The sequence below is a fragment of the Bacillus sp. R45 genome, assembly GCF_021729365.1.
In the GTDB taxonomy this organism is placed as follows: domain Bacteria; phylum Bacillota; class Bacilli; order Bacillales; family Bacillaceae; genus Bacillus; species Bacillus velezensis.
In genome coordinates this window covers 1,196,209-1,208,555 of record NZ_CP091421.1, presented here as the reverse complement: position 1 = coordinate 1,208,555, position 12,347 = coordinate 1,196,209, and the positions used below count along the sequence as shown (strand labels likewise).

Below are 12,347 nucleotides of genomic sequence, written 5' to 3'. Positions count from 1 at the left end.
CCTCTTACATTGTTCTCACCTCCCTTCGGAAGCTTCATTCTTAAGAAAATGCCGTGCCTTTGACAGAAAGGCTCCCGCCGGAAATGCTCTTGATTTCCATGACGATTTCCTTAAAGCCGGCAATATCAAATGCCCACACTTCTTCTGTGCCTGACGTACCGGCGGCTGATGTCCCGTCATCAGACCTGATTCCTCTGATCGGCACATTTTTTCCCGAGATGGATCTCCCCCAAAACGCGACATGGCCCGACTCAGCCGTGCCGGTGATTTCGACGAGAAGTTTTTTCCAAGCGCCTGCTGAGAAGATGCTTCCCTCGCCCGCCTCTGCTGCATTTTCATGAAAAATCACGTCTGTATATGAAAATGCCATATCACCGCCCGTACCGACAGATTGGTATAAAACAAATTCGGACTGCTTTTGATTTCCATTTTCAAAACGGAACCGGTAATATCTTTTTGTCAGGCTGACCCACCCCGAAGCGGTCTGCACTCCGCCTTTTACTGCGACAGAATGTGAAGCTGTCCACGAATTGTTATCCTCGCTCTCTTCGATAAAAAGAGTTCCGCTGCGGTCCGAATAAGCCCACCCCTGTGCTCTGTTTATTAAGACGGCTCCTAAACGGTCTTGTCCGAATTGGCTGTAGACTTCAATCGCTTCTAGCGGCGTATTGGTAAGAAGCTCTGCCATTCCGGACAAATCAGCAACCGGTGTGACATAATCGTTTTTGTTACCGCGATAAGCTTTTACGGCGCCGGGCCTGCCAAGTTGATCGGCGGGAAATTCAAATGAATGCTTTTTCATCGGCCGTCCTCCTTTTCTCATTTATTAAAAATGACAAATAAAAAAAGCCGTTTGGCTTATGACACAGCATTTTTATAGTTTTCGTATGTTTCACCCGTTATTTCTTGAAATTCCTCAGGCGTGATATACTTCGCGGCCACACCTTCAGCCAGATCTTCGGCAGAGCAGTCATCATAGCCCATAGCCTGTTTTACCATTTCTGTTGAGGCCCACTCATAAAACAAGGCGTAAACCCAAAAGTTAAGTTTTTTCATTTTTTTCATTCTCCTTTTACGTTTAAGAGTTCCAGTTTGAAAGACGCTAATTGCCTGCCGAGTGACTGCTGCGCTTGTTCGGCTGCTTTTCTGGCCAATTTCTCATTCGCCAGCTGTCCGCCGAGGCCTGCAAGCTGGTTTGAATCGGGAGCCGTATCTTTTTTTAAGCTCTCTTTATATGCTTCGTCAGCGGTTTCCACCCATTCTTGTTTCTCTTCATCAAAAAATGGGCGCCACATGCCTTCGCCGTTTATTTCCGGCGGAAAGCCCGCAGCGTTAGGCGGCATCACATAATCTCCTGTCTCAGAATCCGGATAAAGCTCAACCGGAGTGCCTGTATAAATGTTGTCATTGTCATACGGAAATATTAATTTCATATTCTCGCTCCTTTACGTGAGTGCCAAAACAAGGTCAATATAATAGCCGTTCACGTTATTTTCTATATTGGCCATAATTCCCGTCAGCTTCATATCTCCATTAGAATAGATTATAAATTTGCTGTAACCGGTGGTGCCGCTGGCTGCAACCATCGTCACAACGCCTTTGGCCGGCGCACAAGAGGACGGCACACTCCCGAATACCACTTCTCTATCCGTAAGAACGTGTCCGTTCAGGTGAAGGGTGTTTCCCACTTTACGGTATTGAAGCGGCCTGTCTCCTGATTTAGCGCCATTTTTATAAGGAACATTTATCCAAGGTACATTCTCAGTATCAAGTTCAGTAACGAGGCGACGCCAGCCCTGCCAGCCCAAGTTCAGATCCAAATAGTTCGTGAACATATTATTTTTATAATCGACGGCAATGACATACCCAAACGTTCCTTTCCCCTCACTGTCAAGAGAGGTAAAATGAAACATGCCGCGGGTTGAAGCGTTGCTCGGACTGTTTGCCGCTTTGCCGGTTGAATAAAAGGTGCCGAACGCCCTGCCGTTTTTAACGATTTTTTCAAGAAAGTTATCATCATCACCAATTGTCAGAAGATAGCCGCCGTTATCGTTTGTTATTTTCGAAAGCTGTGCGCCGTTCCACATATCTTTATCCGCCTGTGTGACATGAATGTCTTTTTTATTGGCGTGAGCCTCTACTTTTGCTTGAGAGCCTGAATCTGTTTCTTGTTGGCTCCATTCCGACCATACGCCTTTAGTGCTGAAACTTCGGACGTATATGGGATTTCCGGCGGTCACTGTGTCTATAAACATTTGGACAAAAGTCGGTGATGCTCCGCGGGTTCTTTGCATGACAATTAATTGTCCGTATTCCGCAGGCTTATTTTCTGTATGCTGAACTGATATATAGTAGATGCCGGACGTTTTTATATTGTCTAAGTTTGTTTCTGTTACCGTTTTAGCATTCCCGTCATTGTCAGTCAGATTGAATAACTGCCCTGCATTCCATTTGTCTTTGTCAGACTTGGTTACATGAAGATCTGTTTTGTCGGCATGCTCATTTACTTTTGCTTGTGCTCCGGCAGCTGTTTCAAATGGCATCCATTCCGTCCAGATGCCGTTTTTCAGCGTTTTTCTCCAAAATCCCCCGTCATCTGAGAAAGCGGCCGCCTCTCCGTTATTCTTTGAAGAATAAAGGTATATACCCTCTGACGGTTTAGGCGGGGTATTTATTCCGGTTGCAGCTGCTGAGAAAGTAAAGGTCTTATTCTGGCTGGCAGCGGTCTGATGAAAATCCTGTCCGTCAGAGATATTAATAAAAGCGGAGCCATCATCTTTTGTGATTTTAGACAATTGCCCGTTATTCCACTTCTGGCGCTCTTCTTTCGTCACATGCCGGTCCAGATCTTGATTGTGCCGGTCAAAATCTTTCTTTGCTGCCTGCTGGACATTGTCCACGTTTCCGAGGCCGATTTGCGCCTTTGTCGTTTTGTGCGGGTTGTTCATGTCGTTTTTATGGGCCGCCAGATCCGTGTGGGCGTCTTTTATGCCTTTTTCCCAGCGGTTGACGTCATCTTCATTAATCGGATCGTCCGGAAGCCAGTCTGTTTTTTCTTCGTAAGCCATCGTTACACCACCTCAAAGGTAAATCTTAAATCAAGCGTTCTGTTATTGCTGAGATCTAAATTTGTTTTTCGTTCTGTAATGACGCTTCCTGTTTCGTCAAGCATCTGCACGGTTTCAATGTGTTTGACGTCTTCTTCCCTGCGTGTGAGAACGGTGACTGCGGCATCTTTTACGGAAATGTCCGCAATCGGAGTTTCTTTGCCGTTTAACAGCACTTTTGTGATCCTGTTTTTCAGATCGGCTGCGGCACGCTGTCTGTAAGCGGCTGATATCATGGTAAGACCACCTCGTTATTGTTGAGTGTGACGGAATAACCGACCTTCAGTTCACTGACTTTTCGGTATCTCCGATTGTTGAGAATGACCCGGTCTTTGATTTCCAGTGTTTCGTTTAATGCGGCTCTCAGTGTATACGCCAAATGAGCGGGTTTGATTTTTTCAAGCGTTTCAATCAGCTCGTTCATGTGCTGCAGGTCATCAAGCCCGATATCGGCATAAAAACGATACTGCCCCGGAAACATCCGAACATAAGCTGACGGATGTTTTAAAAAACGGTTTAGCGCCTGCTCGATCGCTTGATGTGTGATGGGCGGAATATTCGACATCTTCGAGATCAGCCTGAGCCGTCTCATATCCTCCGTGTCACCTGATTCCCGCGGTATTTTTAATATTTTTTCCCAGCGGTCAAGCCCCCATGTCGCCGTCGTGATAAAGAGCTGATCCGTCAAATCGAAAATATCGTTATTCTGCCGCTCAAACTCAGGAGCTTCCGCAATAAGCAGTTGTGCCATCTCTTTTAATCGGGTTAAAAACGGCGGGAGGTACGCCGTCATCTCATCGAGTCTGCTCAAGGATTTTCACCTCTTTGAGTTTAGGAATTTCCACGTCACTGAGCACGAGGTTTTCTGCCGCACCGTTCATTTTAATATCGGCGTAGTCACTGACGGATGCCGAGTTATAAACGATGTTGTTAATTTGTGATAAACGGACGGTGTTTTCTTCAAAGGCCATTTTCTTGAATAAATTCAGTACGCCTTTTTCAATCTCCGCTTTTACGTCATCGATCGAGCTGTTCAGCTCAGGCAGCACGGAAGCGGAGATTTCGATTTCCTTCCATACTGCGCTTTCCACCGTTACTGCCGCTCCGATCGGCGCCTGTCCTTCTCCCTGCCCTTCGTCCGGATCAATATAATCCTTTACTTTTTTGATCAGAATATCTGATGCCGGTTCCAAATTCGCATTTGTGATGACAACTTTCACTGTTCCGTCTCCGTTCCAAAGCGGGAAGATTTTTGCCCTGCCGACGCCGTCAACCTCTTCGGCCCATTGTTTATAATGCTGTTTATTTGCGCTGACTGCCTCCCGGCGGACACGGGTAAAATAGCGCGCCCTTAAGCTGTTGTCATCTTCTTCCTCACGGCCGGGAATTAATATATCGCGCATGACTGCTTTCTCAAGCCCGGGTATCGTATCAAGCGGCAGCAGGTTCTGCCCCGAAATGCCGGCATTGCCCGCTTCACCGGCTGTTTCACATTCAAGCGTTCCATCCCCCGTATATTGAAAATACAGGTTATCAACGAAGAAACGGGAGCCTGGCGGAATGGTGATGCCCGCTGTGAATTCTCCGGCTCTGACCGCTTTAGTGGCAGGTGTTCGTTCAATTCCCGCCTCAGCAGCACGCCTGTCCAGAAATTCACCCTGAGCCGTATCGGAAAACACGAGCTCCAGCACGGTATCCAGCCAAATATAAGACTTTGCGAGCTCAGCAGCCGCAGGCGCGAGCGCATTGTAAATGACGCTGCCTTCTCTCGTATCAATATCCGCCGTAACGCGCGCCAGCATTCTGTCCATAATGTCGTCAAACGTCTGAGCTTCAAACATCCTCACCCAGCACCTCCTCTATCTCAAGCATGCCCTCATCAGATTCAACGGTAAAAGAGACGATGAAGGCATCATCTTTTTTCTCAATCTCAAAATTGGTAACGGCCAAAATACGGTCATCATACAGCAAGGCTTCTTCTATCAGTCTTGGAATCTCCATTTTTTTATAAGCATCCGTCGTGTTCTGATCTGAAAGCACTTCCTGAAGTTCGTTTCCGATATCATGGCTGAAAACCGAATATGAATACCGTTCTGTGTGAAGAGCGATATAGACGAATTGTCTGATTGCGTCCAGTCCGTTTATCAGTTCATTGGTAATCCGGTTGTTTTCAAAGTCAATTCGGTAGGTTTGTGAAGTCTCAACGGCCTCACTCGCATCCTCCAAATCTTCAAATTCGATTTCCGGTGTCAGGGCCATTGCACCCGCTCCTTTTAGATTTGTTCATGTAAAAAAGCCCTCTTCGGCAGATGAAGCGGCTTTAATAGGCTGATATTCCCGTATATCTCCGTCCGGATGCCGGTTAAATTTTGTCCAGTACAAAGAAAGACTGTCCTCCTGTTAAAGCGGCGGTCATCACCCGATCACCCGCCTGAAGCTGATCCTCTCCCCCGGATCTCAGCCGCTTCGGCACAATGAGTGCATTAGACGGAATCAAAAGTTTGTCGTGATCTTTCAGTTTCAGCTCGAGCGGCGAAACGGAGGTCACTTCGGCCGGCATCAGCTCCACCGGCGCTTCAGCGTCAACCGCTCCGACGGCTAAATGTTTAATGGCATCACTTAATCTCATCAGGCTATCCCCTCCGGAAGTGAATTTTTCTCCGTGACGTCAATCGTCATGGTATGTTTTGTTCCTTGGAATTCATGGCGGTCCGTATCTACATAATAGGTTTTCTTCAGCCCGATTTCCGGAATTGAAATATAGACGGGCAATCCGCTTTCCAACCCAGGAATACCGATCGCCTGTATATTTTTCAGCTCTTTCTTAATGCCTTTTTTCTCAGCCTGCTTCACTTTTGCGCGCTGTTTCAGCTGGGCTTCGTTAATGTCGTCAGAAACCGTTTCGGTATACTGCAAAACGCCGAATGTTTTCATGCCGGCGCTGTCTGAGGCGGAAGCCTTTATCGTTTTATTGTCTTTTTGCAGCCGCATGACGACACGGGTTGCGGTGTCATCAATTGAGGTGCTGTATTGATACCCTATAATATTAACTCCTGTTTCCAACACCCATATGTCAGACGGCTCCGGCCATTCACGCAAGCCGAGCCTGCCTTTTTCTGAATAGAGCTGATAATTGCGCCCCGTCTGGCTTTTTGTCTGCTTTAACGCTTTTAGCATCATATCGTAAAGGCTTGTATCATTTTTAAAAACGAGTGATTTAATGGTATGGCCTGTGTTGGCAATGGATGTGACGGGAATTTGAAAATCGCTGGCGATCCTTTTTAATATTTGATCAGCGCGCTTGTTGGAAAACACGTAAACGTCCTGGTTTTTCACAAGGTATTGGAGCATATCGTATGCGGTGAAGGCGACGGTATGCTCATCGGGCGTTCTTGCAAAAACAATGCCGCGGAACAGCTCTTTTCCGTTCCATTTGAACAAAACCGTATCCCCTTCTGATACGCCGTAATACGTCTGGCTGCCCTGCTTTACGACAATCGTCGCTTCGATGGAGCGGGGCGCCTGATATCTGTGTCCTTCCAGCGTTACGCTTTCTGTGACAAGCTCGAGCCACTCCGTTTCTTTTATGACAAATAGTTCAATCATCTTTTCACCCGTTTCATTGCGGTATCTTCAGCTTCTGCCCCGGGAAGATCCAATGCCCCGGCTGCCGGATATTCCGTTTGCTGCGCTTAATCATGGCGGTTTTATTCGCGTTCCAGATTTTCCGCCACTCCGTGTGTTTTCCGTAAAACTTGCCGGCGATGTCCCAAAGCGTATCCCCTTTTTTGACGGTATATGTTTTGGGTGAAGCTTTGGACGGGCGCTTCGCTTTCGTTTTTTTCTTTTGTTTGATTTTTCTTGGCGAAGCGGTTTTATATTCTTTCAGTACGATATCAAAATTCCGGTCGCCGATTTCATTGTCACCTTCGCTGTAATTAAAGCTTTCAATGCTGCATGTGACATTGATTTTTGTCCCTGTAATCAAAAACTGAACGGGTTTTTTCGATTTCATCCATGCTTCAATGGCTGAAATGGCTTTTTCCGGTGAAGGAATGCTTTGATATTCGGCAATCGGGCTGTACCGTTTCGGAAAAAAAGAAGAGAACGAAATTTCTTTCGCTCCCGGTTCTTCGATAAACGTCACCTCTCCAAGTCCGGTGACTTTCACGGAATCATTCTGCACGCTGTTTGCGATATCAATCGCTTCAGGGAGAACGGGAAGCCGGAGCTTGTCCTTCCCCTGAGACAGCCAAAATTCGTAAACAGATTTAGTCAAAAGCAACGGCCCCCTTTGCTCCGGTATAAATGTCTTTTTGCAGTTCATCAATCAGCGTCTGTTTGATTTTGGCGGCGAGGCTGTCGGCGTCCTGTCCGTTATGGAAATGCTGATCGCCGCTGAATTCGATTTTAATTTCTTTTGTTCCCGTTTTTTGAACGGTTTGGCCGCCTTTAACGGCTGCGGAAACCGTGCCGGCTGAAAGCGCCCCCGGTTCCGTCCGGGACGGATCGGACACTTCCATGCCGAGCGCCTGAGCCGCTTTTTGCAGCAGATAACGGCCGCGGATGCCCCGCTCTTCAGGGATGATCCACTCCCGTTTGTTCCCTTCGCCGACACGGGCGATCTGCTCCTTGGTAATCAGACCCCCATTGGCATAACCGACGTAAGGGCCGCCATGAGCCATACTTTTAATCCCGGGGACATTGCTGATCGAGCCGTATCGGCTTTTAATATAGCCGATAGCGGCAGCGGCGTTGTGGATTGGATTTCTGATATCATTCATGCCCGGCGCTTTGTGATCTTCAAAGGTGCTCGGAATCGTCTGCATAAGCCCCTGTGACGGGTGTCCGGCTTTGGCGTTGCTGTCCCATAGATTAATGGAATTAGGGTTGCCGCCTGACTCATGCTGTGCGATCGTCATTAATCCCGGAAGCCAGCTGATCGGCGTATTGGTTGCTTTCATTGCGGCCAAAAGCCATTCTTTGACGCTTCCTCCCGCTGCACCCATGCCGGAAAAGGCTGCTGCAAGCGAGCCTGCCTGTTTTTCCGCATATTTTTTCACGTCAACTGAGCTGAGACCTTTGACGACGCCGACTGAAGCAAAGCGTCCGAGACTCATCATGACACGGGAAGGAGAGTGAATATCAAGCTCTTCCCTGAATGCGTCCTCGACTTTTTTGGCCATATCTTTGGCCGCCTGTTTGACTTCGCTTCCTTTTGCAGTCATCCCTGATACGAAGTGTCCGATCAGGCCTGACCCCCAGCCGTTCGCGGAATCTCTTGATTGAACAAACGGTTTATTGATATGTGCGCTTACGTATTGCGACGTTCCCGTATCTTTTGCATTCTGTCCGGCCGAATAACCTTTCACTGTGGCGGCGCCCCATGATGACGATTGATTAACCGCCGATTGATAAGGTGTTTTCACCTTTGTTTTTAAAAACGAATCGGTGCCCGTCGGCGATGTATTCTGACCTTTGGCATAGCCCGCAACGACTTGCTTTCCGTAATCGGGCGAAGACGAAATAAGGGCGTTAAACGGCGTTCCGATGTTTTTCTCCTTCCAGCCGTCCATATCCACCGCTTTATTGCTGATTCCGCTGTCAAAGCCTTCAGTAAACTGTTTGCCGAGTGATGAAGCCGTCCCCGCAAATCCGGAAGCATCCACAGACGCAGCGGCCGATACAGACGCCGAAGAAGAAACACCGCCCGCTCCCGCCGGCACAGCGGAAGACTGAGCCGAAGCCGCGCCCATATCATCGACAACACGCATGCCGAGCTTAGACGCAGCTTGTGAAAGCAGCATCTTCCCGCGGCCGCGATTGTTGTCGACGGGGATGACAAATTCTTTACCGGCTTCACCGATCCAGGAAATGGTCGGCTTTGTAATGTAGCCGCCCGTGGCGTTTTTGTCCGTTTTTTTCTTTTTATCTCCGCCGCCTCCTGTGACAAAGTCCATTACGCCTGAAATCAATTTGCCGCCGGTTTTATCCCAAATCTTTTTCACCCAGTCGAATGCTGCAGAAAAAGCATCTGATATGGCTGTTCCCACTTTTACAAGAGGTTCTTTTATATGTTTCTCAAACCAGCCGCTTAACCCTTTCCATATATCCTTTACCGTATCTAAAGCAGTCGTGAAAGCGTCTGATATTCCTTTTCCGACTTTTTCCACCATGTTTTTCACCGGGTTCCAGACAATATCCATGAACCAGCCGGATACCGTACTGAAAACAGATTTAATTTTATCCCAAGCTCCTGTGATTTTACTCCAAATGGACGTCGCTACTCCGACGACAGCCGATTTTACGGGCTCCCAGACAGTGCTCATAAACCAGCCGGATACTGTGCTGAAGACACCTTGAATCGTCGTCCACGCATTCACGATATTTGACCAGATGCTTGTCGCCACTCCGACGACAGCCGTTGAAACCGGCGTCCATACATTCTCCATGAACCAGGATGACACCGTGCTGAAAATCCCTTGAATCGTCGTCCACGCATTCACGATATTTGACCAGATGCTTGTCGCCACTCCGGCGACAGCTGATGAAACCGGCGTCCATACATTTTCCATGAACCAGGATGAAACGCTTCCCCAAGTATCTTGTATTGTTGTCCAAGCACTTTGCGCCGCTTCGGAAATATCATTCCATGTGTCTTTCAAAGCCCCTGAATCAAAGGCCTCTCCCAAGCTGGAACCGCCTAAACTGCCGGCGATGCCGCCTACCGCGCCGCCGATTAATGTGCCCACTCCGGGAACAACGCTGCCGATTGCCGCTCCGGCCGCGGCTCCTGCAAGACCGCCGCCTGCTGAGCCGACCTTCTCTCCTGCATTATCTTTATTGATGCCGGCTAAATCAGTAAGTGATAACAATTCACCTATGCCGGGAATTCCTTTAGCGGCACCTTTTAACCCTTTCATACCGCCTTTCAGCGCCTTTGAATCTCCTAAGCCTTTCAAAAGCCCGCCGATGCCTTTACCTGCCCCTTTTGTTTTCGGCGTGTTTACGGATGCCTGTTTGCTTTCCTTTACGGAGGAACCTCTTTTCGAAGATTTATTCCGCCCTTCGACTTTACTGCTTTTGCCCCTCGTCACTCCGGTACAGCAGCAGCAGCCCCCCAAAGCCCCGCCGGTTTTTTTGGCTGACCTTCCTGAAGATTTCGGTGATGGTCCCGTGCGCTGCGGACCCTTTGTCAGCTCAGGACGCTTTGGGCTGTTGGTGCCGCCGGCAGAAAGGCTCCCCTTACTCTTTTCTTTTTTCGTGCCGCCTCCTAATAATCCGCCGATATTGAGTTTGCCTAATTTTTCAGCGATTCCTGAAAATATTTTTTCTATTAATTCCCCGGCTTTTTCCATGATTTTGTCCGGGCTGAATTTCTCAAATTTCTTGGCAATCTTGCTGACAATTTTATCAACAAATGCCTCGGCTTTTTCGATGATCGCATCAGGGCTGAACTTGCCGAACTTTTTATCAATGCCTCCGAACAGTGAGGAAGTAAACTGCTCCACTTTTTCCAGAATCTTATCCGGATTGAGAAAATCGAATTTCTCAGAAATTCGGTCAATCGTGTCATTTACAAATTGTTCGGCGCGGTCGATTAGCTTATCAGGACTGAATTTACCGACAACGTCGTCGACTTTCTTCATAAACGAATCAGTAAAATGATCCAGCTCTTTCAATATGGTCTCCGGACTGAATTTGCTGACAACGTCATCAACCTTTTTCATAAATGAATCAGTGAATTTATCCAGTTCTTTCAATATGGCTTCCGGACTGAATTTACTCACGACCCCGTCTACCTTTTTCATAAACGAATCAGCGAATTTTTCCAGCTCTGCTAATATCGTCTCCGGGCTGAATTTGCTTGCAATCTCGTCCACTTTTCCCATGAATGACGTCGTGAACTTGTCCAGCTCGGCTAATATCGTCTCCGGGCTGAATTTGCTCGCAATCTCGTCCACTTTTCCCATGAATGAGGTCGTGAACTTATCCAGCTCTGCTAATATCGTCTCCGGGCTGAATTTGCTTGCAATCTCGTCCGCTTTTCCCATGAATGACGTCGTGAACTTGTCCAGTTCTGCTAATATCGTTTGCGGGCTGAATTTGCTTGCAATCTCGTCCACTTTTCCCATGAATGAGGTCGTGAACTTGTCCAGCTCTGCTAATATCGTCTCCGGGCTGAATTTGCTTGCGATTTCATAAACTTTCCCCATGAATGAGGTCGTGAACTTATCCAGCTCTGCTAATATTGTCTCCGGGCTGAATTTGCTCGCAATCTCGTCCGCTTTCTTCATAAAGCTTGCAGCGAATTTATCCAGTTCCGCTATGATTGTTTCCGGATAAAATTTGGATGCGATGTCATTGACTTTTTTCATGAAGGTGTCTGCAATGGAGTCAAGCATTGAAAAATCATTTTTCGGCGAAGCAGGAGCAGCAGATGCAGAAGCTTTTCCGACGTCCGGCATATTCTTTTGCATTGCAGCCAGCTGTGCTGTCACCTTTTCGTTTAACGATAATTGAATGACATTGTTTTTCCCCGTCAGCGAATCAATCCCCGCTGAAATTCGGCCGACTGTTTTCATGACGTGATCTATGACGCGTATAGTGACAGAGTACCCGTTCTTTAACGCAGATTGCATGTAGCGTTTGATACGTTCCATGGCAGGAGTCACTTCGTCTGACGCATACAGTGAAACGGTAAATCCTTTAAAACCGGCAGCCAGATCCCGCAATCTCTCAAATGCCGCTGTCGCGCTGTCTTTTGCTCCTATTTTAACGGTTAAAGACGCAGGCAGACCCGCTAATTGGGCTTGCACCTTTTGAATGACGGCACTGGCTCCGTCTTCAGCTGAAATAGAGATCATTTGTGCGCCCAGCTTTCTTTTCATAGAGCGCTGGATGCGGTCAATTGTTCTTAAAACAGATTTACTCTCTTTGCGTATATCAATTTCACTTTGGCGTTTTGTCATTTTCCTGTATTTCTCAAGCGCTCTGAAGCCATTTTGGATTTTCCTTATTTTCTTTGAAACCCGATCTTCCAATTCAAAACGGGCGGTCAGCTTTGCCATGATGTCGCTCCCCCTTTCTTCGCTTGTTTTTCAAGAATGTCCAGCTTGTAACCGATTAAACCGTACAACAGCGCCTTAAAATGTCTCGGTGCTTCATATAACTCTTTCAGTTCTGATGGAGAATAATGAAGCTCATGCATCGCGTAATAGAGATACACGGCTTCCTTAT

The 12,347-nt window shown here is 47.6% G+C and carries 13 protein-coding genes; all 13 read right to left on the bottom strand.

Features of this window, described 5'->3' with window-relative positions; translation table 11 throughout:
• Window positions 1-40 precede the first annotated feature (40 nt).
• Window positions 41-802: a hypothetical protein gene (locus L3V45_RS06320; RefSeq protein ID WP_024085194.1), complete on the bottom strand. Its 762-nt coding sequence runs from the start codon at window positions 800-802 to the stop codon at window positions 41-43.
• 56 nt (window positions 803-858) lie between these two features.
• Window positions 859-1,056 (bottom strand): XkdX family protein, encoded by a 198-nt coding sequence (locus L3V45_RS06315; protein ID WP_003154819.1) that lies wholly within the window; start codon window positions 1,054-1,056, stop codon window positions 859-861.
• A 5-nt stretch (window positions 1,057-1,061) separates the two neighbouring features.
• Entirely contained in the window at window positions 1,062-1,433 is a 372-nt protein-coding gene (locus L3V45_RS06310) for an XkdW family protein (RefSeq protein ID WP_236837303.1), read from the bottom strand.
• Window positions 1,434-1,445: 12 nt separating this feature from the next.
• Window positions 1,446-3,068 carry a pyocin knob domain-containing protein gene (locus L3V45_RS06305; protein WP_003154821.1) on the bottom strand — a complete coding sequence of 541 codons (1,623 nt, stop codon included), beginning with the start codon at window positions 3,066-3,068 and terminating at the stop codon, window positions 1,446-1,448.
• A 2-nt stretch (window positions 3,069-3,070) separates the two neighbouring features.
• The gene (locus tag L3V45_RS06300; protein WP_003154822.1) at window positions 3,071-3,343 is read right to left on the bottom strand and encodes a hypothetical protein; all 273 of its coding nucleotides are present in this window, start codon (window positions 3,341-3,343) and stop codon (window positions 3,071-3,073) included.
• Window positions 3,340-3,918, bottom strand: a complete 579-nt coding sequence (locus L3V45_RS06295; protein WP_236837302.1) for a putative phage tail protein — start codon at window positions 3,916-3,918, stop codon at window positions 3,340-3,342. The genes L3V45_RS06300 and L3V45_RS06295 overlap by 4 nt, the downstream gene beginning before the upstream one ends.
• A complete protein-coding gene (locus tag L3V45_RS06290; RefSeq protein ID WP_003154824.1) occupies window positions 3,902-4,948 on the bottom strand; it encodes a baseplate J/gp47 family protein in 1,047 nt (348 codons plus the stop codon). Before L3V45_RS06290 ends, L3V45_RS06295 begins: the two co-directional genes overlap by 17 nt.
• Window positions 4,941-5,366 (bottom strand): DUF2634 domain-containing protein, encoded by a 426-nt coding sequence (locus L3V45_RS06285; RefSeq protein WP_236837301.1) that lies wholly within the window; start codon window positions 5,364-5,366, stop codon window positions 4,941-4,943. The genes L3V45_RS06290 and L3V45_RS06285 overlap by 8 nt, the downstream gene beginning before the upstream one ends.
• Window positions 5,367-5,469: 103 nt before the next feature.
• Window positions 5,470-5,736 carry a DUF2577 family protein gene (locus L3V45_RS06280; RefSeq protein ID WP_236837300.1) on the bottom strand — a complete coding sequence of 89 codons (267 nt, stop codon included), beginning with the start codon at window positions 5,734-5,736 and terminating at the stop codon, window positions 5,470-5,472.
• Window positions 5,736-6,713 (bottom strand): XkdQ/YqbQ family protein, encoded by a 978-nt coding sequence (locus L3V45_RS06275; protein WP_236837299.1) that lies wholly within the window; start codon window positions 6,711-6,713, stop codon window positions 5,736-5,738. The genes L3V45_RS06280 and L3V45_RS06275 overlap by 1 nt, the downstream gene beginning before the upstream one ends.
• Window positions 6,714-6,726: 13 nt before the next feature.
• Window positions 6,727-7,386, bottom strand: a complete 660-nt coding sequence (locus L3V45_RS06270; protein ID WP_046559517.1) for a LysM peptidoglycan-binding domain-containing protein — start codon at window positions 7,384-7,386, stop codon at window positions 6,727-6,729.
• Entirely contained in the window at window positions 7,379-12,178 is a 4,800-nt protein-coding gene (locus tag L3V45_RS06265; RefSeq protein WP_236837298.1) for a transglycosylase SLT domain-containing protein, read from the bottom strand. Before L3V45_RS06265 ends, L3V45_RS06270 begins: the two co-directional genes overlap by 8 nt.
• Complete coding sequence (locus tag L3V45_RS06260) at window positions 12,166-12,318, bottom strand: hypothetical protein (RefSeq protein ID WP_015239684.1); 153 nt, start codon at window positions 12,316-12,318, stop codon at window positions 12,166-12,168. The genes L3V45_RS06265 and L3V45_RS06260 overlap by 13 nt, the downstream gene beginning before the upstream one ends.
• Window positions 12,319-12,347 lie beyond the last annotated feature (29 nt).